Genomic DNA, 24,804 nt, shown 5'->3' on the forward strand with positions numbered 1-24,804 from the left:
TGTCCGAGGACCACCCGGCCGGTCTGGAACACGAGCTGCCCCGGGAGGCCAACTGATGAGTCCCACCGTCGACGTCCCCGCCCTGCTGGACTGGGTGGGCCAGCACCGCGAGGACATGCTCGCCGACCTGGCCAAGTACGTGGAGATCGAGACGCCCAGCGACGACAGGGCGTGCCTGGTGGCCGGATTGTCCTATCTGGACGGATGGGTGCGCGAGCGGCTCGGTGACCCCGCGGCGGTGCGGGAGTACGACGGCGGCCAGCACGGCGACATCCGGGTGTACGACTTCCCGGGCGAGGGCGACCAGCCGTTGCTGCTGCTGTGCCACTACGACACGGTGTGGCCCAGGGGAACCCTGGCCGAGTGGCCGTTCACTGTGGACGGTGACACGGTGACCGGGCCCGGGGTGTTCGACATGAAGTCCGGTCTGGTGCAGGCGGTGTGGGCGCTGCGCGCACTGGCCGAGGCCGGCCTGCCCCGGCCGCCGATCCGCCTGGTGCTCAACGGCGACGAGGAGATCGGCAGCCCGGCCTCCCGCCCGGTCATCGAGGCCGAGGCCGCCGGCACCCGCGCCGCCCTGGTGTTCGAGGCCAGCGCGGACGGCGCGATCAAGACCGCGCGCAAGGGCGTGGGCCTGTTCCAGATCACCGTCGAGGGCGTGGCCGCGCACGCCGGGCTGGATCCCACCAAGGGTGTGAGCGCCATCGACGAGTTGGCCCGCGCGGTCCTTGCCCTGCACGCGCTGACCGACCTGGACGCCGGCACCAGCGTCAACGTCGGCGTCGTCACCGGCGGCACCCGCTCCAACGTCACCGCCGCCACCGCACACGGCAACATCGACATCCGCGTCCGCAGCGCCAGCGAACTCGCCCGCGTCAACGCCGCACTGGCCGCCCTGCGCCCCCACAACCCCCGCGCCACCCTCACCATCACCGGCGACTGGAACCGCCCGGTCATGGAACGCTCCCCCGGCACCGTCGACCTCTACCACCAGGCCAGGAGGCTGGCCACCCAGATCAACCTCGACCTGCGCGACTGCGCCGTCGGCGGCGCCAGCGACGGCAACTTCGTCGCCGCGCTCGGCCTACCCGTGCTCGACGGCTTCGGCGCCGTCGGCGACGGCGCCGAAGCCCGCCACGAACACATCAGCATCCGCGGCATGCTCGAACGCACCGCGCTGGCCGCCGCCCTCATCACCACCCAGACCATCCGCTGACCGTCCACAACCGACACCGCGGTGGGCCGGTGCGCCGGCCCACCGCCGCACCCGGTCCCGCCCGGCCCCCTGCTCGGGATCCGGGCGGGCGGGGCGCTGCCGGGTCGTCACTCGTCGAACGGTGCCGCGAGCAGCATGTCCTCCACGGTGGGCACCGGGAAGCCGGCGATGTGCCTGCGGCCGACCTCGGCGAAGGGGTGCATGAGTTCCCCCATCGGCTTGGTGCGGCACAGCGCGAGCATCCTGTCCATCGCCTCCCGCTTGAAGCCCTTGCGGGGGAAGACGGTGAGCACCTCGTCGAGCGCGTCGGCCGGGAGCTGCTTGAGTTCGTTACCGGTGAAGTCCATTCCGGAGCCGACCGAGATCAGGGCGATCTCCGGCCGCTTCCTGGTCGCGATGCCGACGCTGGTGTGCAGCGCGATCGCGTCCCAGATCAGCTCCACGCGGTCCGCTGGCACGCGCTGTTCCCGCAGGAACCGCCGGGCGGCGTCAGCGCCGTCGACCTCGAACCGCTCGGTCGGGGTTTGGAACGCGTCGAGCAGTCCGAGGTCGTGCAGCAGTGCCGCGACGAACACGACTTCCCGGTCGTAGCGAACGCCCTGGTGGTCGAACACCAGCGAACCGAAGAGATAGGTCCGCATGAGGTGGTTGAACAGCGTCTCCGAGCTGACGCCGCGCGCGAACGCCGCGGTGCGACGTGCCAGGGCGCTGTCCGGGATGCGGACTCCAGCCACGCTCGACGGCAGGGCGGGGGCACCCGGGTTCGCCGTGGTGTCACCGGATTCCGACGACGTCGTGGGGTCGGCGGCGGCGGTGGGAGTGGACACCACCGCGGCGAACGCGGCGGACACCGCGCCGGCCGCGGCCAGGCCGGCGGTGCGGTGCAGGGCGGTGCGCCGGCTGACGGTCTTCGCTTCGTCGTGCTTGTCGGTCACGTGGGCATCTCTCTCGTGCGTGGTTGGTGACGAGAGAGTAGGAACCGGATCACCGGGTCGGACAGGGGTGAAGAAGCCAGGATCCGCCCGGTTCTCGCCAGGCGGTCCGACCGCGTGGTGGTGAGCCGGTGCCGGTCCACCACCACGATCGTCCACAGTAGACAGCCTGCCCCGCGGTCACGGCTGGCCGGGCGGGCACGGGTTCAGGCGCCCAGGCGGACGAGCATCTTGCCGGTGTTGGCGCCGCGGAGCACGCCGAGGAACGCCTCCGGCGCCCGCTCCAGGCCGTCGACCACGGTCTCCTCGGTGCGCAGCGAGCCGTCGGCCAGCCACGCCGCCGCCCGCGCGATGTAGTCGGGGAACCGGTCGAGGTGGTCGGTCACCAGCACGCCGCGCAGGGTCAGCCGCTTGGTGACCGCCGAGTAGATGTTGCTGGGGCCGGGCAGGCGACCGGTGGCGTTGTAGCGGCTGATCATGCCCACCAGCGCGGCCTTGCCGTGCACCTTCAGCGCGTCGATCGCGGCTTCCAGGTGGTCGCCGCCGACGTTGTCGAGGTAGACGTCGATGCCGTCGGGCGCGGCGGCGGCCAGCTGCTCGGCGACCGACCCGGCCCGGTAGTCGAGGGCGGCGTCGAAGCCGAAGGTCTCGACCAGCCGGCGGCACTTGTCCGGCCCGCCGGCCGAGCCGATCACCCGGGCCGCGCCGAGCTTGCGGGCGAGCTGCCCGGCGACACTGCCCACCGCGCCCGCCGCGGCCGACACGAAGACCACGTCGCCCGGCGTGACCGGGGCGGTCTCGGTGAGGGCGAGGTAGGCGGTCAGCCCGGTCGCGCCGAGCGCGCCGAGGTAGTCCTGCGGCCGCGCGATCGCGGTGTCCACCACCCTCACCTCGTCGGCGTTGAGCAGCGCGTGCTCCCGCCAGCCGCGAAAGTGCGACACGGTCGCGCCGACCGGCACGTCCGCCGCGTTCGAGGCGATCACCTCGCCGATGGCGTCGCCCTCCAGCGGGCCGCCCAGCTCGAACTTGGCGATGTAGGACTCGGCGTCGTTCATCCGGCCGCGCATGTAGGGGTCCACCGACATCCAGGTGTTGCGCACCAGGACCTGGCCGGGGCCCGGCTCGGGCAGTTCGGTCTCGACCAGTGCGAAGTTCTCCGGCCCTGGCTCGCCGACGGGACGGGAGGCCAGCCGGAACTCACGGTTGATCATGGGTTTCTCGCTCGTTTCGGGTCGCTCGCGGTTGTCGCCACCACCCTGCGCGCCGCGCCTTCTGGTTCGCTTGAGGTTGGCTGCGGGTGCGCCTCAAGTAGCCTGCGACCATGCGTTTCGGGGTGCTCGGCCCGCTGGCCGTGTGGACGGCCGAGGGCCAGCCGGTCCGGGTCCCCGACCTGAAGGTCCGCGCGCTGCTGGCCGACCTGCTGGTCCACGAGGGCCGCCCGGTGTCGGCGGAGCGCCTGATCGAGGACGTGTGGGGCGACCGGCTGCCCCGCAACCCCACCAACACCCTGCACACCCGGGTGTCCCAGCTGCGCCGGGCGCTGGCCGGGGCCGAGCCGGGCGGCCGGGACCTGGTGGTCTCCCAGCCGGCCGGCTACCTGCTGCGGGTGCCGGCGGAGGCGGTGGACGCGGGCCGGTTCCGGGCGCTGGTCGCCCGGGCGGGCACCACCCGCGACCCGAGGGCGCGCGCGGACCTGCTGGCCGACGCGCTGGCGCTGTGGCGCGGCCCGGCCTACGCCGACTTCGCCGACGCGGAGTTCGTCCGGCCGAGCGCGGCGCGGCTGGCGGAAGAGCGGCTGGCCGCACTGGAGCAGCACGTCGAGGCGCGGCTGGAACTCGGTGAGCACGCCGCGCTGGCCGGTGAACTCGCCGACCTGGTGGCCCGCCACCCGCTGCGGGAACGGCTGCGCGCCGCGCACCTGCTCGCCCTGTACCGGGCCGGCCGGCAGGGCGAGGCGCTGTCCGGTTACGCCGAGGTGCGCGCGCACCTCGCCGACGCCCTCGGCGTGGATCCGGGGCCGCGGCTGCGGGCCCTGCACGCGGCCATGCTCCGGCAGGACCCGGCACTCGACGCCCCGGCGGGCGCGGGGCGGCCGCGCGGCAACCTCCCGGCGGCCGTGACCGACCTGGTGGGCCGGGCGGACGCGGTCGAGCAGGTGCGCGGGCTGGTCGGGTCGGCGCGGCTGGTGACGTTGACCGGGCCGGGTGGGGTGGGCAAGACGCAGCTCGCGCTGGACGTGGCCAGGGCGGTGGCCGGGGGCTTCCCGGACGGCGCCTGGCTGGTGGAGCTGGCCGGTCTGGACCGGGCCTCCGGTGCCGCCACCTCGGCCGTGGCCGACGTGGTGGCCGCGGTGCTCGACATCCGCGACGACGTCGGCCCGACGCCCGGTTGTGATCCGCTGAGCCGGCTGGCCGGTGCGCTGCGCGCCAAGCACCTGCTGCTGGTGCTGGACAACTGCGAGCACGTCATCGAGCCGGTCGCCGCGCTGGTCGAGGCGCTGCTGCGGGCCGCGCCGGGCCTGCGCGTGCTGGCCACCGGCCAGGCGCCGCTGGCGATCCCGGGTGAGCGGGTGTGGCTGGTCCCACCGCTGGCGCTGCCCGATCCGGCGGCCGGGCCGGAGGACGTGTCGCGCGCCAGCGCGGTGGCCCTGTTCGTGGCCCGCGCCGCGGCGGCGGCCCCCGGGTTCGCGCTGGACCGGGACAACGCCGCCGCCGTGGCCGCGATCTGCCGGCGGCTGGACGGCATCCCGCTCGCGCTGGAGCTGGCCGCCACCCGGGTGCGCGGGCTGGGCGTGCGCGAGCTGGCCGCCCGCCTCGACGACCGGTTCCGGGTGCTCACCTCGGGCTGGCGCGGTGCCCCGGCCCGGCAGCGGACCCTGCGGGCGATGATCGACTACAGCTGGGAGCTGCTGTCTCAGCCCGAACGCGTGGTGCTGCGCCGCCTGGCGGTGCACGCGGACGGGTGCCCCCTGGCCGCGGCCGAACAGGTCGGCGCCCAGCCCGGGGTCGACGTGCTCGACCTGCTGGTCCGGCTGGTCGACCGGTCGCTCGTGCTCGTGGTGGACGGCCCGGACGGCCCCCGCTACCGGCTGTTGGAGTCGGTTCGGGACTACTGCCTGGAGCGGCTGCGGGAGGCCGGCGAGCACGACGAGGTGCACCGCCGCCACCTCCACTGCTACCTGGAGTTCGCCGAGCGCGCCCAACCGCACCTGCACGGCCACGAGCAGCGCCGGTGGCTGCGCCGCCTCGACGACGAGTGGGCCAACCTGCGCACCGCGCTGGAGACGGCCGTGCGGCTGGCCGACGGTGGCGCCGCCACCCGGCTGGTCAGCGCGCTGGGGTGGTACTGGGTGCTGCGCGGCCGGCTGGCCGAGGCCCGCCGCTGCCTGGACCTGGCGCTGGGGCTCGGCGCGGACGCGCTGGCCGCCAGCTGGCGGGCGGCGGTCGCGCTGCTGCTCAGCAACGGCGCCGAGCCCGACGGCGCGTCGGCCGCGGACCACTGCGACCGGATCACCGACCCCCGCGCCAGGGCGCGGGCCCGGTGGTTGGTGAGCTACGCCCAGCGCGGCTTCGCCGGGCTGGCCACCACCGCCAGCCTGCTCGACCAGGCCCTTGCCGCGTTCCGCGAGCTGGACGACCGGTGGGGGGTGGCCGCGGCGCTGAGCGTGCGCGCCACGATCAGCCGGGCCCGCGGTGAACTCGCCTCGGCCGAACGGGACGCGCTGGACAGCGCCGGGCTGTTCCACCAACTCGGTGACCAGTGGGGCCAGGTGAAGGCGACGAACACCCTCGCCGAGATCGCCGAGATCCGGGGTGACTACCCGAGGGCCTCGGCGCTGCACCGGGAGGGTCTGCGCATGGCCGAGGACCTGGGGCTGTGGAGCGACGCCTCGCTGCGGCTGTCCGGTCTGGGCCGGATCGCGCTGCTGGAAGGGGACTTCGCGGCCGCCGACCAGTTCCACCGGCGGGCCCTGGACCTCGCGGTGAGCCAGTTCAACCGGGTCGCCGAGCACTTCGCCGAGGCCGGGCTGGCGCTGAGCGCCCGCCGGCAGGGCAGGTACGCGGCAGCCCGCGACCACCTGGAGAAGTGGGTGGACTGGTTGCGCGGTGTCGAGGGCGAGCCCGGGCTGGCGCTGGCGCTGACCGAGTTGGGGTTCGCCGCCGAACAGCTCGGCGAGGCCGAGACCGCGCTGCGGCTGCACCGCGAGAGCCTGCGCGCGGCCCGCGCGGTCGGCGACCCGCGCGCGGTCGCCCTGTCGTTCGAGGGCCTGGCCGGGGCGCACCGGCTCGCCGGCCAGGCCGCCACGGCGGCGCGGCTGCTCGGCGCCGCGGCCGCGCTGCGCCAGGCGGTGGGCGCGCCGCTGCCGCCGGCCGAGCGCGCCGACGTGGACCGCCTCACCCGGGCGCTGCGGGACGACCTCGGGCCGGACGCTTTCGACGCGGAGTTCCAGCACGGCACGCGCATGCCGCCGGAGAGCGTCCCCGCGTAGCGCTCACCCGCCTGTTCGGCCGGGAGCTGTCCACTGTGTACAGACCACAGTGGACACGCCATTGTGGACAGTCGGTCAGCGCTACTGGGGTGGGTGGCAGTACTCGACGTGGATCTCCCTGGCGTTGCCCAGGGTGCCGTCCGTGGTGTGGAACTCGGTGCACTAGTGGCCTTCCCCTGGCCAGGTCACGGCGAAGCGGGGCCGTGGCGGGCCACGCCCAGGAGCGGCAGGCGGTGTCGCGGAAGACCTTGGCGCTGCCGGTCATGAACAGCGTCTCGGCGTGCAGGTGCTGGTGGAAGCGGTCCCGGTACCCCCGGTGGTGGCGGGTCTCGTCGATCCGCCACTGCTGTGCCAGGACCAGGTCCAGGTGTGCTCCGGGGCGGTCACCCGGCGCCCACCCCGGGGTCGGCCGGGTGTTCGCGTGCAGCGGCAGGTGGATCAGGGTCAGCGGCGCGGCCGGCCGGCCGGATCACCCGGTACTCGGTGCCGCGCAGGCGGGCGTGGGGCACGGTGACGCGCAGCTTCCCGGCCACCGGTCACCGGTCCCGGCCGACCGGCGCATCCGAGTCCGCCCGGGGCCGGCAGTGGCGCGCGGTGAAGGTGCGGATGTGCCGGGCGATCTCGTCCGGCCGTTCCAGGTGCATGGCGTGGGCGGCGTCGACGACCTCGACGGTGATGTGGGGATGGGTGGCCGCCAGCTCGGTCAGGTCCCGGTCGAGTCCCCGGGCGTAGGCGGCCCACAGCTCGTCGACCCAGGGCAGGCCGGGTGTCGACGGGTTCGCGCGGCCGGCACGGCAGACCAGCACGGGTGTGCGGGTGCTGCGGTAGAGCGGGAACACGTCGAGTTCGTGCACGACCGCCTGCATCTGCGCCGCGGGCTCCGGCTCCGGCCGCAGGCACAGGTGCCCGTCCGGGCGCTGGGCCAGCGCGCGCCGCAGCCCCGCCGCCAGCAGCTCCCCGGGGATGCCCAGGGCCTGTCCGGTGGCGGTCTGCTGGGCGAGCAGCGCGTCCACGTCCGCCGGCCGCAGCAGTCGTCCGGCCGCCCGCTCCGCCATGGCCCTGATCTCGGCGAGCCGGCCCGTCACGTAGTCGGCGTCCAGCCCCGCGTACTGCTCGGGGCGGCCCATGCCGTGGCCGTCGAGGTTGACCACGGCGGGCGTGCCCGGGTGGTCCGCGGCGTACTGGACGGCGACCATCCCGCCCAGCGAGTGCCCGACGAGCACCGCGTGCGTGGCGCCGAGGGCGGCCAGCACCGCCTCGACGTCGCCGACGACCGCGGGCAGCGTCCAGGGCCCGGAGCCGGAACGGCCGTGGGCGCGCAGATCCATGGCGAGGACCCGGTGCTGCGGGGTCAGCAGTGGCGCCACCGCGGCCCAGTCGGCCAGGGTGCGCCCGGCACCGTGCAGCAGGAGCACGGGTGGGCCGTCACCGCCGTGGTCTCGCACGGCCAGTTCGACGCCGTCGTGGTCGACGAGGTGTTCGGTGGGGACGCGGGCAGGCACGTGCTGGCTCTCCTTCTGCTGGTGGGGTGTGTCCACGGGAGGGAGTGCGCCTCCGGCCGGACATCATCTCAGCCAGCGGGCACGGCTGTCCCGGAAGCGGGAGCGCGGCACCGCGGTGCCGCTGCGCCAGGACAGCCGTGCGCCAGGACAGCCGTGGGCCGGGGAAGGGCCGGGAGACCGGCGAACCCGCCAGCCCGGACCGCGGCGGCTCGGGTGGTCAGGACGTGCTCAGCGGGATGATCCTGCGGAACTTGCCGCCGGGTGACTGCTGCGGGGCTTCCTCGGCGCGCTCCAGGGTGACGTGGTCGACCCGGTGCTCGGCGAGCAGGTGGGTGATCTCGGCGCGCACCGTCTGCCACACCTGGTCGGCATCGGCGCCGGACACCGGGCGCAGCCGCACCCGCAGCGTGCTGGGCGCGGTCTGGACGAGCTGGTACTGCGTGAGGCCCGGGGCGCGGTCCAGCAGCGTGCCGAACAGCATCGGGGAGATGCTGACCGGCTCGCCGCCGGCGGCGGGGAAGGTGAGCACGTCGGCCACCCGGCCGCGCACCCGGATCGCCGGCAGCGGGCTGCCGCACTCGCACGGGTCGGGCCGCAGCAGCACGCTGTCGCCGAGGTCGTAGCGCAGGATCGGCTGGACCTGGTTGGCGAGGTTGCTGATCAGCACGGTGTGCGACCACTGCCCCGGCGGCACGGGCCGGTGCTCGGCGTCGACCGGCTCGACCACCGCCCAGTCGCTGTTGACGTGGTACCAGCCCTGGTCGCAGCTGAAGCTGAGGAAGCCGCACTCGGTGGCGGCGTAGGCGGTGCGCACCCGGGTGTGGAACGCGGTGGCCAGCCGCCGCACGACCTCGGGCGTGGCGGTCTCGCCGCCGGCGATGACCAGTGCCGGGCGGATGCGCAGGCGGCCGGCCTCCTGCTCGCCGGCCAGCAGCACGAGCATGCTCAGGAAGCCGCTGAGGATGGCGGGGTTGTGGCGGGTGAGCTGGGCGGCCAGCTCCGGCAGCGGCTGGTCCACCGGGAAGATCCGGGTCAGCCGGCCGAACCTCGGGTGGTCCAGCGCGAACCGGACCGTGGAGGTGACGGTGAAGAAGTGGCCGTGCGGCGCGGACACGACCGCGGTGCGGCCGCCGCGGACGGCGAGGCGGACCACGTCGGCGACGCCCATCCCGCCGCTGCTGCGTGCGCCGAGCGAGGTGTGCACGGCCAGGGCGTGCTCGTCGATCACGAACAGGCCGCGCACGCCGCTGGTGCCGGAGGTGGTGGCCACCAGGTACCGCCCCTGGAAGCGCTGGCCCACCCGGCCGGGGTCGGCCACGAACTCCTGGACCCGCTCCAGGGTGACCGCCCGGTCGGTCGCCCAGTCGTCGAAGCGCGCCATCAGCAGCTTCTTGTCGGTGACCGGCAGCAGCGCCGGATCGTCCACCCCGTCCGGCAGGTCCTGGTACAGCTCCCGGTAGTAGGGCGAGTGGGCGCGGGCGTGGGCGACGATCTCGGCCAGGCGGGCGCGCTGCACCCGGGCGATCGCCTCGGGGCCTTCCCGCACGACACGGCGGGCGTCGCGGGCGAGTTGGCGCTGGTTCTCCCCCATGCTGGACTGGTCCTCTCTGCTGGGGCCACGGGTACGGGCACGCGTCAACGGCCTGGTCGGACCGCGCCCGGGGCGGGCGAGGCGCGCGGCGGTCCCGGGCGGTGGTGGGGCGCCGGTGGCGCACCCGGTCACGGGTTGTCGTCGGTGGCCTCGGTGGGCCGCACCGACCGCAGGCCGTGCAGGGCGATGTCAACGGCGTGCCGGGCGGCCTGCCACAGCTCCTCCTGCGACCGGCCGAGCTGGACGCTGGTCAGGCCGGCCTGCTGGATGGCGCCGAGCAGGGCTCCGGTCATGGCCGCCGCGGTGATCGGGTCCAGCTCGGGGAACTCCTCCAGCAACTCGGCGGCGATCCGCTGCTGCAGGTTCAGCAGCAGGTACAGGCCCTTGGCCTGCAGCGCCGGTGTGGACAGCACCATCCGGTACAGCTCGGACAGCTCGGCCAGTTCCTTGGCCGGGACCCGGGGCCGGCGGTGGTCCTGGTACTGGCGGATCATCCGGACCAGCACCTCGCCGGGGCCCTCGTCCGGCTTGCGGTGCCCGATCGCCTCGAACAGCACGGCGAGGTCCTGCTCCACGTCGGCGAACAGCACCTCGTCCTTGCTGGGGAAGTAGTTGAAGAACGTCTTCGGGTCCACGTCCGCGGCCGCGGCGATCTGCGCCACGGTGGTCTGCTCGTAGCCCTGTTCCCCGAACAGCCGGACGGCCGCCGCGACGATCCGCTGCCTGGTCTCGCGCTTCTTGCGCTCGCGCCGCGACTCCTGCACGGCCACCAAGCTACCCCCGGTAGATTTTTCCTGCAACTGGAAAAATCCAGCGTCTGGCATCACACCGGCTCGGCTCAGTCGACCTGGTCCACCACGGCGGTGGTCAGCGGGGAGCCGAGCACGGCGGCGCCGGCCACCAGGGCGCGGTGTCGGGTCCACTTCGGACCTGGTCGGGACGTGCCCGGGGACGGTGTCTTGGGTGTTCGGCGGAACAGCACGGATGCGGTCTGTCGTCGGAACCTCCCGACGTCTACCTGCCCGGCCGCCGACGACGTGTTCACGCGGGCCAGGCGATCACAGCTCGGCCGACAGCGCGTGGATCATCCGCAGGAACTCCGCGGTGGTGTCGGGCGGGCCGAGGACGATGATCTTCAGGCTGGCCCGCTCCTCGTCGTAGACGATCTGCGTCCGCAGTGGCTGGTCCTCCGGTGAGCGCGCCGTGCCGATGCTCATCACCATGGCGCTCAACCGCTGCATGCTCTCCCGGCTGATCGCGTCGATCTGCACGATGCTGGACACCTCGACGTGGCGGGTGCGCCGGGCGTCCTCCCCGCTGGTCGTGCCCACCGGCCGGCCGGTGAACGCCTCCAGGTCCGCGCGCGCGATCCGGTACTGCTTGCCGATGCGGACCGCCGCCAGCCGGCCGTCCCGCACGTAGGTGCGCACCGTGCGCACGTGCAGCCCCAGCAGCTCCGCCACCTGCTCCACCGAGTACAACTGCCCGGACATGGCCTTCCTCTCCGGGATCGCGAACCTGGGCTGGCCTACCCAACCACCCAACAGCTGATTACCTGAACACTCCCCAAACTACCCTGCTGTTTCGGTAGATCGTGAGAGTTGGGTGCCTTTGCGGAATCCACCGTGGACTGTCGGGCACGCCGTGGGCCGCCCGGGGCGCCGGCCGCGCGTCCCCGGGCGGCCCGCCGGTCACGCCAGCTGCAGACCCCGGGAGCCGGCCTCCAGCACGTAGGTGCGGTCGGTGGCGATGGTGACCTTGGCCGGGTCGCGCTCCACCACGTCGGAGACGGTCACGAAGTCGGCGGTCAGCAGCTGCGGGGTCAGCGTGGTGCGCACGTAGCCGCGCTTCACCGAGCAGTACTTGATGTGCGGGTTGTTGGCGAACCAGGTGCTGCTCGGCACGGACGCCCGACCGTTGTTGCTGGTGATCCCGGTGGTGATCAGCTCGGAGCCGATGATCGGTCCACTGTGGTCGTAGTAGTTCCTGCGCAGGTCGGCGGCGTAGTGCTGGTGCACGTCACCGGTGAGCACCACCGGGTTGGGCACGCCCCGGTCGATCCAGCCCTGGGCGATGCGGTCCCGGGCCGCGGTGTAGCCGTCCCAGGCGTCCATGCTGGTGTCGTCGCAGGTGCTGGACTTGCCGTCGGTGTCGCGCTGGGCGAAGAACACCTGCTGGCCCAACAGGTCCCAGGTGGCCGGGTGCGTCTCGAGCGCCTTGAGCAGCCACTGCTCCTGCGCGGAACCGGTGAGCGTGCGGCTGGAGGTGGTCCGCTGGGCGCAGTCGGTCGTGCTCAGCTGCGCGGTGCGGTACTGCCGGGTGTCGAGCATGTGGAACCGCGCCAGCGTGCCCCAGTTGATCCGCCGGTACAGCGACATGCTGGCCCCACTGGGCTTCTGCGCCGCGCGCAGCGGGGTGTTCTCCCAGAACGCCTGGAACGCCGCTGCCTTGCGGGTGGTCGCGGGCTCGGTGCTGTTCCAGTTGTTGTCGACCTCGTGGTCGTCGAGCACCGACACCCAGGGCGCGACCGCGTGCGCCGCCTGCAGGTCCGGGTCGGTGCGGTACTGGGCGTAGCGGTGCCGGTACAGCGCCAGCGTGGTCAGCTCGTCGGTGACGACGACCCGGCGCGGCCGGTACTCGTCGGGTTCCCCGGACGGCTTCTCGTAGATGTAGTCGCCCAGGAACAGCACCAGGTCCGGCGCGTCCGCCGCGATCCCCCGGTGCGCGTGGTACCAGCCGTCCTCCCACTGCTGGCAGGAAGCCATGCAGAAGGTCAGCCGGCTGGGCGTGGACCCGGCGGCCGGCGCCGTGCGGGTCCGGCCGACCGGCGAGATGTGACCGTCCACTTTGAACCGGTAGAAGTACTCCGCGCCCGGCTGCAACCCCACCGGCTCCACGTGCACGCTGTAGCCCAACGACCGGTTCGTCGCCACCTGGCCACTCTGCACCACACTGGAGAACTTCTCGTCCGACGCCAACTCCCAGGACACCGTGAACGTCGCGTCCGGCATCCCACCGAACCCGTCGACGTTCAACGGGGACGGCGCCAACCGCGTCCACAACACCACGCTGTCCGGCAACGGATCACCCGAGGCCACCCCCAACTCGAACGGATAGCGGATCGCCGCCACCCCCGCACCAGCCGTCGCCGCCGCCCACGACGGAACAGCGACGGCACCCACCGCCGCCATCCCCCCGAGCAACACCAACCGACGGTTCACCTTGCCCATGAGAAGACCTCCGGAAGAACGGGTGAGAGACAGGAAACAGGTGGCCGGCACGGCCAGCGGGTGGCCTACCGGTAGTCGGTGAGCCCGGCGCTGCAACTGCGGGTGTCCACGGTCCTGGTGCCGTGCTCGCCGACGCAGACCCGGTAGAAGACCCAGTCACCCGCGGCCACGCCGATCTTCTGGGTGACGCTGGTGCCGGTGCCGTTGGGGTTCCACACGGTCAGCGGCCCCACCCCGCCGCGCAGCCAGTACTGCACCACCGCGGAGTGGCCGTCGCCCAGCTTGTCGTAGACCACCATCGACCCGTCACCGGGAACGAACCGCGCCTCGGCCGCGCAGTCACCCGGGTTGCACTGGGCGCTGCCGGTGCCCACCCCGCAGTCGGGCGCGATCCGGCCGTTGGAGCCGGTGTAGATGTAGGCGTCGGAGACGTAGCCGCCCAGGGACGGGACGTAGTCCCAGGTGTAGGTGTCCTCGTAGGTGCCGCCGGTGACCAGGGACCCGGTCTGCTGGCAGTCGATGCTGATCTGCGTGCCGTTGGCGACGCTGCCCACGACCGTGGCCTTGAGGCTGGGCGCCCGGCGCACCGACAGCGCCGTGCCCGATGTCTTCACGGTGCCGCTGGCCGCCGCACTGGCCGGGATGGCCGTGCCCACCAGGACGGTGGCCACCACCGCCACCAGGGAGACCGTCCAGCGGGCGGTTCGCCCGAAGAGTGTGCTCAGCATGGGCTGGGAGTCTGCGACCCCGCCGTACACGGCGGATACATTTCCCGTTGCGGGGACAACGCCGGCGGGACGGGCCGTTCCGCCCCACCGACCAGGCATCCCGGCGGTCAGGGACAGTTCGAGTAGTTCACCGCGACCGCGACCGCGCGGCCCGAACCGCCCCACGACACACAGCCACTCGCGGCCTTGGCCCGGACCGGCCCGGCGTAGTAGCTGAAGCTGCCCGAGTCGGTGACCCTGGTGCCGCCCTTGGGTTCCACGAACGCCGACACGGCGCTCGCCGTGCCCACCAAGGCGCTCTTCATGGTCACCACGCAGGAGGTGCTGACCGCGCTGTGGTAGAGCAGGTAGGTTGTGCCGTCGGTGCCCACCGGGGCCGAGGCGACCACCGCGTAGCCGCTGCCGCAGGCCTGCTCGGGGGTGTAGGGGTTGGCCGAGGCGCTGGCCGCGGTGGTGTTCACGCCCACCGCCGCCACCCCGAGGAGCAGGGCCGCTCCGGCGGTGCGCAGGTTCCTGGCTCTCGTCACTGCTGTTCCTCTCGTGCCACTGGGCTGGCCGGCGCAACACCCCCGCCGGCGTCGGGCCGCGTGACCGTTGGGCCGTTTCGGGTCATCTGGACGGCGCATAGCCTCCGGACGGCCGCTACAAAACTCGTCCAAATCAGCTACAAAGAGGCAACCGCTCAACTGAGGGACACCGAGCGGCACAGGCGTGGCGAGGTTTGTCTAGGGACCGGAGCACACCATGACCAGTGCACAACTCCAGTTCTCCCTGCTCGGTCCGCTCGACGTTCGAGTCGCTGGACGCCCTCTCGCCATCGGCGGCACCAAGCCGCGCATGCTGCTGGCCACCCTGCTGCTGCACGCCAACCGGGTGGTCACCACCGACCTGCTCATCGAGGTGCTGTGGCCGCAGCAGCCGCCCCGCTCGGCAGCGGCCAACCTGCGCACCTACGTCAGCTCGCTGCGCACCGGGCCCGGCCAGGTGGGCGCGCGCATCCGCGCGCAGCGCTCCGGCTACGCCATCGACGTCGAACCCGGCGAGCTGGACATGCTCGCCTTCGAGGACCTGGTGCTGCGGGCCAGGCAGGACCGGGCCGACGGCAGACCGCACGAGGCGCTCGACCAGATGCAGCAGGCGCTCGCGCTGTGGCGCGGCAGCCCGCTGGAGGACCTGCCGGGCAGCCGGGTGTGGGACGGCCGGCTGGAAACCCTCGCCGAGACCCGGCTCACCGTGGCCGAGGAACTGCTGGCCCTGCGGGTGCGCCTGGGCCAGCACAGCACCGCCATCACCGAACTGCGCGGCCTGCTGGTGGAACACCCCTTCCAGGAGGGCCTGTGGCGCCAGCTCATGCTCGCCCTGCACCGCAGCGGCCGGCAGGCCGAGGCGCTGGACGCCTACACCGAGGTCAGGCGGCGCCTGGTCAGCGAACTGGGCATCGAGCCGAGCGTGGAGCTGCGCCGCATCCACGCGGCCATCCTCGCCGGCGAGTCCCCGGACGTGCAGGACTGGGAGACCACCACCGCCCCACCCAGAGTCGGCCCGCCACAACAGCTGCCCGCGGACACCCCGGACTTCACCGGCCGCGCCGAGGACGTGCGCGCGCTCGTCGCGGTGCTGTCGGTCGCCGACCGCCCGCTCACCGACCCGCCGGCGATCGCCGTGGTGGTGGGCCCGCCGGGGGTCGGCAAGTCGACCCTGGCCGTGCACACCGCGCACGCGCTGCGCGGTGACTTCCCGGACGGGCAGCTCTACCTGGACCTGGCCGGCACCTCGGAGAACCCGCAGGACCCGGCCGACCTGCTGGCCGAGGTGCTGCGCACGCTCGGCGTCTCGGGCGCGGCCCTGCCGGACAGCGTGCACGAGCGCGCCGCGCTGTTCCGGTCCCTGCTGGCCGAGCGCCGCATGCTGGTGCTGCTCGACGACGCCGCCAGCCTCGCCCAGGTGCGGCCGCTGCTGCCGGCCAGCTGCTGCGCGGTGCTGATCACCAGCCGAAGACGCATCACCGAACTGCCCGGCGCGCACCAGGTGGAACTGGACGTGCTGCCCGCCGAGGACGCGCTGCGGCTGCTCGGCCGGATCGCCACGCCGGAGCGGGTGAACCAGGAGCCGGAGTCGGCCATGGCGATCCTGCGCTCCTGCGGCCACCTGCCGCTGGCCATCCGCATCGCCGGCGCCCGGCTGGCCGGCCGACGCGGCTGGTCCCTGCGGGTGCTGGAGGAACGGCTCAGCGACGAGTCCCAGCGGCTGACCGAGCTGCGCGTGGGCGACCTGGAGGTGCGGGCCAGCTTCGACCTGAGCGTGCGGCTGCTGCCCGAGGCCCCGGCCCGCGCGTTCCGGCTGCTCGGGCTGCTCGGCCCGCAGTCCGTCCCGGCCTGGGTGGTGGACACCCTGCTCGGCCGGGAGGGCTCCGCCGCCGCACTGGACACCCTGGTCGACGCGAACCTGGTCCGGCTCGTCGGCACCGACCCGATCGGCCAGCCCCGCTACCGGCTGCACGACCTGGTGCGCTGCTACGCCCAGGAAGCCGCCGACGCCGATCCCGAGGCCGAGCGCCAGGCCGCGCTGGCCCGGCTGCTCGGCGCGTGGCTGGCCACGGCCGAGGCCGTGGGTGCCCGGCTGCCGGCGAACATCTTCAGCCTCATCCCGACCAGGGCCACCCGGCACCCGCTGCCACCGGCCACCCTGGCCCGGCTGGTGGCCGCGCCGGTCGCCTGGTTCGACGCCGAGTGCGACACCCTGCTGGCCGCGGTGCGGCTGGCCGCCGAGACCGGCATGGACGAGCTGGCCTGGGGCCTGGCCGTCGCCCTCGTCCCCTACTTCGACCTGGGCAGCCACTACGACGCCTGGACCCGCAGCCACCTGATCGCCCTGGAGGCGGTGCGCGCCGCCGGCAACCTGCGCGGCGAGGCCGCGCTGCTGCGCGGACTGGCCCAGGTGCACCTGTACCGGGACGCCTACGACGAGTCCGAGCGCTGCTTCGCCCGCTCCTACGCGCTGTTCCAGGAGGTGGGCGACGCCCGGGGCGAGGCGATCGCCATCTGCGGGCTGGGCGCGGTGCAGAAGTTCCGGGACCGCCACGCCGCCGCGCTCGTGCACTTCCAGCAGGCGCTGGCCATGTTCCTGGCCGCGGGTGACCTGGCCGGGCAGGCCTACGCCTGGCAGGCCATCGGCCGGGGCCACCTGGACGCCGGCAACCTGACCGAGGCCAGGAAGTCGCTCACCGAGGCCCTGCGCCTGTCCCAACTCGTCGGCGACCAGCACCGGGAGGGCTACGTGCTCACCCAGCTGGGCCGGCTGCACCGGATCACCGGCGACCCGGAACGCGCCATGTCCTGCCTGCGGCACGCGCTGGCCGTGTTCGACGGCTTCGGCGACAGCCACTGCGCCGCCTACGCCCTGCACACCCTGGGCGGACTGCACGCCGCCCTGGGCGACCGGGAGGGCGGCGCCATCGAGCTGGAGCGGTCACTGGCGATCTTCCGGCGCCTGGGCGACCGGCACGGCGAGGCCAGCGCCGCCCAGGCCCTGGGCGAACTGCACCGCGACGAGGGCCGCATCGCCCTGGCCGAGGGCCACCTGCACCACGCGCTGGCGCTGTGGCACGGGCTGCGGGCCACCGACCGCGCCGCGGCCACCCTGGCCCACCTGGCCCGGCTCGGCGGCGACACCGCCGACACCGTCACCGACCGGGTTCGACCGTCCACTTCGGTCTGAATGACCGCCGGCGACCGCGCGGGGGCGGGCGGTCAGGCGCCCACGGTGCCGTCGATCGCCTCGCGGATGAGGTCGGCGTGCCCGTTGTGCCTGGCGTACTCGTGGATCAGGTGCAGCATGACGAAGCGCAGCGACACGTCCTGGTTCCACCGGGGCTGGTGGACCACCAGGTCCAACGACGGGGCGGCCCGCTCGATGCGGCGGGCGTGCGCCACCTCGGCCTGCCAGGCGGCGACCGCCTCCTCCCGGGTGCAGCCGGACGGGTCGTAGGCGGTCTGGTAGTCGTCCGCGTGTGACCAGACGTTGGGCAGGTCGCGCTCGCCGTTCACGGTCTTGCGGAACCAGGTGCGCTCCACCTCGGCCAGGTGGCGGACCAACCCGAGCAGGGACAGCGTCGACGGTGCCGACGCCCGCGCGCGCAACTCGTCGTCGGCCAGGCCGTCGCACTTCCAGGCGAGGGTGGCGCGGTGGAAGTCGAGGTGGGCGCGCAGCATCTCGCGCTCGTCGGCGATCAGCGGCACGTCGGGGCGTTCGGTGGTCACCGCCACCAGCGTAGTGCCGGCCGGTGGCCACCACCCCCACACCCGGCCGCGGTCGGGTCAACTGGTCGGCCGCAGCGCGGCGAGCACGAAGTCGGCGATCTCGTTGCCCAGCCGCTCCGGGGTTTTCGGCCCGTCCGGCCGGTACCAGGTGGGCAGCTGGTTCACCACGCCCATGGCGATCAGCACCACCGTGTCGGCCGGGACGCGCGCGCTGAACCGGCCGCTGTCCTGCGCCCGCTCCACCAGGGCGCGGACCGCCTCGTGGTAGCGGCGGCGCTCGGCGCGGTACTGGGCCATCTGGTCCGCGCCCAGCCGGGACATCTCGCGCACGAACACCGCGGTCTCGTCCACCCGTTCGGCCGTGGTGCGCACCAGGCCCACCAGCACCGCGCGCAGCATGTCGGCCGGGTCGCCGCCGGCGTCGAGGATGCGGGCCAGCTGGGCGGTCTGCTCGGCCAGCAGCGACCGGTAGATCTGGTAGAGCAGTTCCTCCTTGGCCGTGAAGTAGTGGTACAGCGCGCCCTTGGTGACCCCGGCCTCGGCCACCACCTCGGCCACGGAGGTGGCGTCAAAACCCTTGGCGGCGAACAGCTTCACGGCCGCGGCCAGGATCCGCTCCTGGGTGGCCGAGGGCGTCCGCTGCCCACCGGGCACCCCGGGTCCTGGCCCGACGTCCTGGGGCACGCCTCACACTCCCGCGTCCGGCCAGTCCGCCGTGGACCCCGGGGCCAGTGCCCGGACCGCGGCCAGCGGGTCGACACCGGTGGGCAGCAGCCCGATGACCGGCGTGTCCACCCCGTTGGCCGCGTACTCGGCCACCCGGCGCCGGCACGCCTCGGCACTGCCGTGCACGACCAGCTCGTCCACCACCTCGTCCGGGATGGCGGCGTTGGCGGCCTTGCGGTCACCGGCCGCCCACGCCTCGTGCATGGGCCGCAGCAGCTCACCCCGGCCCAGCCAGTCGTGGAAGGCGGCGTAGGCGGGCACGGTCAGGTAGCTGCTGATCATCAGCCGGCCCAGGGAACGCGCGGCGGCGGCGTCCTCGGTGGGGCAGACGAAGACGCGGGCGACCAGTTCGCTTCCCTCGCCCAGGGCCGCCCTGACCTTGGGCACGTCCCCCGGGGCCAGCCAGTTGGTGATGGCCCCGTCGGCCTCGCGCGCGGCCAGCCGCAGCATGCCCGGCCGCAGCGCGGCCACCATGATCGGCGGCGGCTGCTCGGGTGGCCGCTCCAGCCGGAACCCGCGCACCTGGAAGGTCTCGTAGCGCTCGTCCACCCGTTCCCCGGCCAGTGCCTCCCGCAGGAACCGCACGGTGTCCCGGGTGCGGGCGAGCGGGTCGGTGAAGCGCGCGGCGTTCCAGCGCTCCACGATCACCGGGGAGGATGTGCCCACGCCCAGCACGCACCGGCCCGGCGCCACCTCGGCCAGGCTGGCCGCGCTCATCGCCAGCAGGGCGGGGCCCCGGGTGTAGACGGGCGCGATGGCCGTGCCCACCCGGACCCGCGGCGCCCAGTCCGCGGCCAGGGCCAGCGGGGTGAACGCGTCGGTCCCGTTGGTCTCCGCCGACCAGACGTCGGTGTAGCCGAGTTCGGTCAGCTCCGCCACCAGGTCGCGGTGCGCCGGCAGCGGCACGCCGGCCAGCGGCAGGGTGATGCCCCAGCGCGCGTTGGCCGGGGCGCCGCGGCGAGCGGGTTCAGTTCCGGTGGGTTCCACCACGACCTCCCGTGCGGGTTGTCCAGCCGGTGCGGTGCGCACGATCACGTACCGACCAGTCGGTACGCACCTTCGGCCGATGGTACCCAGCGGCGCCCGCCACCACCACGCCTCACCCGCCGCCGGAAAACAGCGGCGGCCCGATCCCAGCGCACGGGGATCGGGCCGCGGTCGCACTGCTGATGCGGTCGCGCTGCCGGTGCGGTCGCACCGCGGACCGGGCGCGTCAGCCGACCTGGATGCCCCTGGCGGCCAGCCACGGCAGCGGGTCGATCTTCTGCGAACCGTTCAGCCACACCTCGAAGTGCAGGTGCGGGCCGGTGGAGTTGCCTCGGTTGCCCATGGTGGCGATCTCCTCGCCGGCGGCGACCCGCTGGCCCTGCTGCACCAGGATCTCGTTGACGTGCCCGTACACCGTGATGGTGCCGTCGTCGTGCTGCACCCGCACCCACAGGCCGAAGCCGCTGGCCGGACCGGCCTCGACCACCGTGCCGTCGGCCACCGACAGCACCGGTGTGCCGATGACGTTGGCCAGGTCGATCCCGTAGTGCGTGGTGCCCCAGCGGCCACCGAAGCCGGAGGTGAACACGCCCTGGGTGGGCAGGACGAACCGGGCGCCCGCGCTGACCGAGGCCGTGGTGGCCGAGGTCGCCGCCGGGGCCTGCTCGGTGCTGGCGGCCGACTCGTCGGCCTCGTCGGCCTCGTCGGACTCGCTCGACTCGGCCGCGCCGCTGTCGGCCTGCTGCGCCTCGGCCGCCCGCGCGGCCTCCGCCTCGGCCTGCTGCTGCTTGGCCTGCTGGTCGAGGCCGACCGCGTGCAGCGCCAGGGTGTCGGCGTGCAGCTGGGCCTTGACCCGCTCGCCGTTGAGCAGCCGGCTGGCGTGGGTGACCACGCCAGCCTGGTCGCGGTCGGCGACCGCCGGGGTGGCGCTGGTCGTGGTGGCGCCGGACGCGGCGGCGCTGGTGGTCGTGGTCTGGGCCGCGCCGTCGAGGTCGGTGCCCAGTGCGGCGGCGGCGAGGCCGACGTTGGCGGCCAGCGGGGCGCTCGCCGAGGCGAACACGCCGAAGCCGTTGGTCGCGAGCGCGGCGGCGGCCAGCGCACCCGCCGCCATGGCGGTCACCAGCCGCTTACCACTGCCGGAGGTCGGCTCCTGCTCGCTGCGGTGCGCGCCGTGGCCGGGGTCCGCCTTCGGGGTGGGCGGGACGCCGTGGCCGCGGCGATTCGTGTGCCGGGTCAAGGTGTGCCTTTCTGGTCGGGGAGTTCGATCGGACGCCCGGCCGGGGAACCGGGTGAGTTGTCCAGACGGAGATCAACTCTGTGTCCTTTCGGTGACCGAACCGTGATTTCGCAGCCGGGACCGTAACCATGAGTAGCGATTTTTGGCAACCCTCAGTGATCATCGCCGGCCGACACGTGACGAAGGCCACTGATCGTCACTCTGCGTATCGATCCCGGACCCCCTCCCACACCCCCGGCACCCCACCGGACGCAGCGCGCCAGCCGCGCACCGGCCAGCCGCCCCCGCCCCGCTTCCCACCACCTGGGACAGAAAGCCCTGGTGGCACCCGAACCCACTGCCGCGCGCGGCGCCCCGCGGCGACCGCGTCCAACCCGCCCACACCACCGGGAGATCCAGCAAAACCCCAGGTCAAGAGCACTTGACAACACAGCGCGTAGTCACTACCAGGAGTAAACGGAGACAGCCTCCGAAGGGAAAGATTTGGTTATCACTGAAGCCCTCATGAGTCTGGGCTTCATCGAAAAACCCGGTGAAAAAACGGGGTGGGACAGCCCGAAGGCCATCCCACCCCGTCCACCACGGCTGGACCCGACCGGCCCGGGCCCGCCTACTGGTAGCGCGGGTCCGGCGCGGGCAACTGCTTGATCTCCTTGCCCTCGTGGATCACCTTCATGGCCTTGAACCACGTCGGCGCGGCCACGTCACCGCCGTACACCCCCGGGCTGCCGTTCTTGCCGCACAGCCGGGGCGGGTTGCCCCGGCAGATCACCTGCGGCGACACCCCGTCGGAGAAGGTCAGCACCGCGCCCGCGTACTGCGGGGTGGCACCGATGAAGCCCACCGACATGTGGTCGTTGGTGGTGCCGGTCTTGCCCATGATCGGCCGGTTGGGGTCCCAACCGGTCTCCTGGGCCGCCCGCGCCGAGGTGCCGCCCGGCTTGTCGTCCTGGCTCATGCCCACGACCAGCGTGTTCGCCAGCGCCGGGTCCACCACCTGCTCGCACGGCTGCTCGTTGAGCTGCACCGGCTTGCCGTTGCGGTCCAGCACCTGCTCCACCGGTGACGGCGGGCACCAGGTGCCGCCGCTCATCAGCGTCGCCGAGACGTTGGCCAGCTCCAGCACGCTGGTCGGGCCGACGCCCAGGGTGAACGAGCCGGCGTTCTCCTGCTTGAACTGGTCGCCCTGGGACGGACCGTTGGAGCCGTCCGCCTTCAGGGTCTGACCCTGCCGGTTGACCCCCTGCATGCTCTCCCGCATGCCCAGCCGGACGGCCATGTCCACCACCGGAGCCACCCCGCCGAGCCACTCCTCCAGGATGACGAACCCGGTGTTGGGCGAGGTCGCCAGCGCGTTGGTCAGGGTGCGTTCCTCCGGCCCGCCCTCCGAGGCGTTCTTCAGGCAGTAGAAGCGCTCACCCCGACCGGCCGACTGGCAGTTCGGGCCGCCACCCTTGAACATCTGCGAGGTGTAGAACGACGGCGTCGGAATCATCTGGTTGATCCCGGTGACGTGCTTCTCCAGCGCCGCCGCCGCGGTGAACACCTTGTAGATCGAGCCGGCACCGAAGTTGGTGACCTCGCTGGGCAGGTCGTAGGAGGTCTGCCCGGCGTCGGCGTCCGGGCCGTAGTCCCGGTTGGCCACCAGCGCCCGCACCCGGTGCTTGTCCGTGCCCGGCTCCACAATGGACATCACGTTGGCGATTCCCTTGGTGGTCTTGGGAACCTCCTCCTCGGCCGCCCGCTTGGCCGCGTCGGTGGCCTTGCGGTCCAGCGTGGTCCTGACCGTGTAGCCGCCGCGCTTCAACTCGTCCTTGGACAGACCGGCCTTGGCCAGGTACTCCTGCAGGTAGGAGCAGAAGAACCCGTCCACCTCGCCGTCGCCCGCGCCCACGCAGTCGCTGGCGGGCACGTTCAGCGGCGAGACCACGCCCAGCGGGGCCGCCTTGTACTCCTCGGCGGCCTTCTTGGCCTGATCGGAGTTGCTGTCGCCGAACATGTTGTTGCGCAGCATCCGGTCGATCACGGTGTTGCGCCGCTCCAGCGCGTCCTCCGGCGACTTGCTCAGCGCGCTCGGCCGGTTGACCAGACCCGCGAGCAGGGCCGCCTGCGGCACGGTCAACTTGTCCGGGGTGGTGTTGAAGTACGTGCGGGCAGCGGCACCGACCCCGTAGGTCCGGCTGCCGTAGGGCACGATGTTCAGGTAGGCGGTGAGGATCTCGTCCTTGCTCATCTTCTGTTCGAGCTGCAGGGCGATGCGGGCCTCTTTCAGCTTGCGACCCAGGCTCACCTCGGTCGCCTTGGCGTAGCCCTCCTCGGTGCCGTCCCCGATCACGTACGCCAGGTAGTTCTTGACGTACTGCTGGGTGAGCGACGAGCCACCACCGCTCACCTCCCCCTCCACGCCGGCCTGGGCCGCGGCCCGCGCCACGCCCTGCCAGTCCACCCCGTGGTGGGAGTAGAACCTCTCGTCCTCGACCGCGACGATGGCGTTCTTCATCGCGGCCGAGATCTGGTCGGACTTCACGGGAATCCGGTACTGCTTGTAGAGATAGGCGATCGGGTTGCCGTCCTTGTCCTCGATCGTGGTCATCAGCGGCAGCTGGCCCTCGGCCAACTCCCCCGATGTCTGATCAACGGTGTCGGCGGCCCGGTTGGACGCCAACCCGAGCCCTCCCGCGATCGGGAAGAGAACGGCGGCGACCAGCACACCCGCCGTACCGCACAACCCGACGAGTTTGATCAGTCCCGACGCGCGCGTCGCCACGAATGAGCAACCCCTTCCAGCTTCCAGTCACTCCAGAACACATCGCCGAACACCCGCTGACCGACGTGGGCTGTACCGCCCAGCTGTCGATCAACCCTCATCTACAAGGTCGTTGCATACCCGGCTGAGGTTGCTCGCGAACCAGAAAAATGTGAGCGGTTGTTCGGCGGCACGGAGAAATTACCCCGCCGTGGTTGTGGCGACGGTGAGGGATGCCACCGCCGCGGGCGTGAGGCGGGCCACAGGCTTGCCGGGCGGGGCTGTCGCGACCCGCCCGCGGCGCGGACGTCCGCACGCCCGCCCGGCCTGCCGGAGTGGACGGCGACGGTGAGTCCACACGGGATGGTGGGCGGCCGAGGCACCGGGCTTCGTGGGTTGCGCGTCCTCGGTGTGAAGAGCGGTGACGTGAAGGGCGGTGAGCCGCCAGGAAACCACGGCCCTTTGAATTCGAAGCAGTAGACTCTCCGTCATGGCTGACTCGCCCCGGTCGCTCGACCCCGTCCAGCTCGGCGCCTACTTCGACCTCATCGAGGTGAGCAGCCTGCTTCGGTACGCGGTCGAGCAGCAGTTGCGCGAGGCCGGTGATCTCAGCTACGTGCAGTTCCAGCTGCTGGCCCGCCTCGGGGACTCGCCAACGGGCAGCCAGCGGATGACCGACCTGGCCGACGGCGTCGTCTACAGCCGCAGCGGCCTGACCTACCAGGCGGGCCTGCTCGAAAAGGCGGGCCTGGTGGTGCGGGCCCCCTCTCCGGAGGATGAACGGGTCACCACGGTCACCATCACCGACGCGGGACGCGCGCTGCTCGCGAAGGTGCTCCCCGGGCACGTCGAGGTCGTCAGGGGCATGCTCTTCGAGCCACTCTCGCGCGAGGACGTCATGACGCTCGCGGGCCTGCTGGCGCCGGTGCGGGACCACATGCGCTCGACGCCGCCCCGCTCGGCAGCGCCCCGTCGCCGCCAGCGCGAAGCCTGAGAACTCCGCCCGCTCCCCTGCCGCACCGTCGCGCCACCACCCCGCCGGCGGTGACACTCAGCCCGCGGAACAGCCGCGCGGTGCGTCAGAGGCGGCCGCAGCCACCCCGCCGTGCCGGCGGACGCTCCCGGTGACCGACGTCACTTTGCTTCAAATTCGAAGCAACA

19 protein-coding genes are annotated in these 24,804 nt (G+C 73.1%); 4 read left to right on the forward strand and 15 right to left on the reverse strand.

The features are described 5' to 3' along the window. The first annotated feature begins 55 nt into the window (after positions 1-55). Complete coding sequence (locus LX83_RS32015) at positions 56-1,216, forward strand: M20 family metallopeptidase (RefSeq protein WP_253778192.1); 1,161 nt, start codon at positions 56-58, stop codon at positions 1,214-1,216. Positions 1,217-1,323: 107 nt separating this feature from the next. Here LX83_RS32015 and LX83_RS38580 read toward each other — a convergent pair whose 3' ends face one another. Both LX83_RS38580 and LX83_RS32025 read right to left on the reverse strand, forming a co-directional pair. Then, positions 1,324-2,151 (reverse strand): HD domain-containing protein, encoded by an 828-nt coding sequence (locus LX83_RS38580; protein WP_253778193.1) that lies wholly within the window; start codon positions 2,149-2,151, stop codon positions 1,324-1,326. Between the two features lie 203 nt (positions 2,152-2,354). Next, a complete protein-coding gene (locus LX83_RS32025) occupies positions 2,355-3,359 on the reverse strand; it encodes an NADP-dependent oxidoreductase (protein ID WP_253778195.1) in 1,005 nt (334 codons plus the stop codon). A gap of 110 nt (positions 3,360-3,469) precedes the next feature. On the opposite strand from LX83_RS32025, the gene LX83_RS32030 reads away from it, so the two are divergent. Next, on the forward strand, positions 3,470-6,637 hold the full coding sequence (locus tag LX83_RS32030) for a BTAD domain-containing putative transcriptional regulator (RefSeq protein ID WP_253778197.1): 3,168 nt from the start codon (positions 3,470-3,472) through the stop codon (positions 6,635-6,637). Between the two features lie 536 nt (positions 6,638-7,173). Here LX83_RS32030 and LX83_RS32035 read toward each other — a convergent pair. The 8 genes from LX83_RS32035 to LX83_RS32070 form a co-directional block, all read right to left on the reverse strand. After that, complete coding sequence (locus LX83_RS32035) at positions 7,174-8,175, reverse strand: alpha/beta fold hydrolase (RefSeq protein WP_253778198.1); 1,002 nt, start codon at positions 8,173-8,175, stop codon at positions 7,174-7,176. A 181-nt stretch (positions 8,176-8,356) separates the two neighbouring features. Then, a complete protein-coding gene (locus LX83_RS32040) occupies positions 8,357-9,730 on the reverse strand; it encodes a phenylacetate--CoA ligase family protein (protein WP_253778200.1) in 1,374 nt (457 codons plus the stop codon). A gap of 128 nt (positions 9,731-9,858) precedes the next feature. After that, on the reverse strand, positions 9,859-10,494 hold the full coding sequence (locus LX83_RS32045; RefSeq protein ID WP_253778202.1) for a TetR family transcriptional regulator: 636 nt from the start codon (positions 10,492-10,494) through the stop codon (positions 9,859-9,861). Positions 10,495-10,568: 74 nt separating this feature from the next. After that, on the reverse strand, positions 10,569-10,775 hold the full coding sequence (locus LX83_RS32050) for a hypothetical protein (RefSeq protein ID WP_253778204.1): 207 nt from the start codon (positions 10,773-10,775) through the stop codon (positions 10,569-10,571). Positions 10,776-10,788: 13 nt separating this feature from the next. After that, the gene (locus LX83_RS32055) at positions 10,789-11,223 is read right to left on the reverse strand and encodes a helix-turn-helix domain-containing protein (RefSeq protein ID WP_253778206.1); all 435 of its coding nucleotides are present in this window, start codon (positions 11,221-11,223) and stop codon (positions 10,789-10,791) included. A gap of 198 nt (positions 11,224-11,421) precedes the next feature. Beyond that, on the reverse strand, positions 11,422-12,960 hold the full coding sequence (locus tag LX83_RS32060; protein ID WP_253778208.1) for an alkaline phosphatase D family protein: 1,539 nt from the start codon (positions 12,958-12,960) through the stop codon (positions 11,422-11,424). Positions 12,961-13,025: 65 nt separating this feature from the next. Further along, positions 13,026-13,688 carry a hypothetical protein gene (locus LX83_RS32065; protein WP_253778210.1) on the reverse strand — a complete coding sequence of 221 codons (663 nt, stop codon included), beginning with the start codon at positions 13,686-13,688 and terminating at the stop codon, positions 13,026-13,028. A gap of 107 nt (positions 13,689-13,795) precedes the next feature. Further along, positions 13,796-14,215 carry a hypothetical protein gene (locus LX83_RS32070; RefSeq protein WP_253778212.1) on the reverse strand — a complete coding sequence of 140 codons (420 nt, stop codon included), beginning with the start codon at positions 14,213-14,215 and terminating at the stop codon, positions 13,796-13,798. Positions 14,216-14,432: 217 nt separating this feature from the next. Between LX83_RS32070 and LX83_RS32075 the strand changes: the two genes are divergently transcribed. Beyond that, the gene (locus LX83_RS32075; RefSeq protein ID WP_253778214.1) at positions 14,433-17,405 is read left to right on the forward strand and encodes an AfsR/SARP family transcriptional regulator; all 2,973 of its coding nucleotides are present in this window, start codon (positions 14,433-14,435) and stop codon (positions 17,403-17,405) included. Positions 17,406-17,437: 32 nt separating this feature from the next. Here the strand turns inward: LX83_RS32075 and LX83_RS32080 are convergent, their stop codons facing one another. The 5 genes from LX83_RS32080 to LX83_RS32100 all read right to left on the reverse strand — a co-directional run bounded on the left by LX83_RS32080 (position 17,438) and on the right by LX83_RS32100 (position 23,664). Beyond that, positions 17,438-17,947, reverse strand: coding sequence for a DinB family protein (locus LX83_RS32080; protein WP_253778216.1), 510 nt, complete (start codon positions 17,945-17,947; stop codon positions 17,438-17,440). A gap of 57 nt (positions 17,948-18,004) precedes the next feature. Then, positions 18,005-18,631, reverse strand: a complete 627-nt coding sequence (locus LX83_RS32085) for a TetR/AcrR family transcriptional regulator (RefSeq protein ID WP_253778218.1) — start codon at positions 18,629-18,631, stop codon at positions 18,005-18,007. A gap of 3 nt (positions 18,632-18,634) precedes the next feature. After that, entirely contained in the window at positions 18,635-19,660 is a 1,026-nt protein-coding gene (locus tag LX83_RS32090) for an LLM class F420-dependent oxidoreductase (protein WP_253778219.1), read from the reverse strand. A gap of 226 nt (positions 19,661-19,886) precedes the next feature. Then, positions 19,887-20,771, reverse strand: a complete 885-nt coding sequence (locus tag LX83_RS38815; protein WP_407649713.1) for a M23 family metallopeptidase — start codon at positions 20,769-20,771, stop codon at positions 19,887-19,889. 736 nt (positions 20,772-21,507) lie between these two features. Then, the gene (locus LX83_RS32100; protein ID WP_253778221.1) at positions 21,508-23,664 is read right to left on the reverse strand and encodes a transglycosylase domain-containing protein; all 2,157 of its coding nucleotides are present in this window, start codon (positions 23,662-23,664) and stop codon (positions 21,508-21,510) included. Between the two features lie 469 nt (positions 23,665-24,133). On the opposite strand from LX83_RS32100, the gene LX83_RS32105 reads away from it, so the two are divergent. Beyond that, on the forward strand, positions 24,134-24,637 hold the full coding sequence (locus LX83_RS32105; RefSeq protein WP_253778224.1) for a MarR family winged helix-turn-helix transcriptional regulator: 504 nt from the start codon (positions 24,134-24,136) through the stop codon (positions 24,635-24,637). Positions 24,638-24,804 lie beyond the last annotated feature (167 nt).

Origin of the sequence: Goodfellowiella coeruleoviolacea (assembly GCF_024171785.1) — a bacterium.
In the GTDB taxonomy this organism is placed as follows: domain Bacteria; phylum Actinomycetota; class Actinomycetes; order Mycobacteriales; family Pseudonocardiaceae; genus Goodfellowiella; species Goodfellowiella coeruleoviolacea.

Excerpts from the sequence above, each read along its gene's own strand:
- LX83_RS32105 (WP_253778224.1), top strand. The coding sequence starts at position 24,134 with ATGGCTGACTCGCCCCGGTCGCTCGACCCCGTCCAGCTCGGCGCCTAC.
- LX83_RS32015 (WP_253778192.1), top strand. The coding sequence starts at position 56 with ATGAGTCCCACCGTCGACGTCCCCGCCCTGCTGGACTGGGTGGGCCAG.
- LX83_RS38815 (WP_407649713.1), bottom strand. The coding sequence starts at position 20,771 with ATGGCGGCGGGTGCGCTGGCCGCCGCCGCGCTCGCGACCAACGGCTTC.
- LX83_RS32040 (WP_253778200.1), bottom strand. The coding sequence starts at position 9,730 with ATGGGGGAGAACCAGCGCCAACTCGCCCGCGACGCCCGCCGTGTCGTG.
- LX83_RS32025 (WP_253778195.1), bottom strand. The coding sequence starts at position 3,359 with ATGATCAACCGTGAGTTCCGGCTGGCCTCCCGTCCCGTCGGCGAGCCA.
- LX83_RS32030 (WP_253778197.1), top strand. The coding sequence starts at position 3,470 with ATGCGTTTCGGGGTGCTCGGCCCGCTGGCCGTGTGGACGGCCGAGGGC.
- LX83_RS32065 (WP_253778210.1), bottom strand. The coding sequence starts at position 13,688 with ATGCTGAGCACACTCTTCGGGCGAACCGCCCGCTGGACGGTCTCCCTG.
- LX83_RS32060 (WP_253778208.1), bottom strand. The coding sequence starts at position 12,960 with ATGGGCAAGGTGAACCGTCGGTTGGTGTTGCTCGGGGGGATGGCGGCG.
- LX83_RS32075 (WP_253778214.1), top strand. The coding sequence starts at position 14,433 with ATGACCAGTGCACAACTCCAGTTCTCCCTGCTCGGTCCGCTCGACGTT.
- LX83_RS32055 (WP_253778206.1), bottom strand. The coding sequence starts at position 11,223 with ATGTCCGGGCAGTTGTACTCGGTGGAGCAGGTGGCGGAGCTGCTGGGG.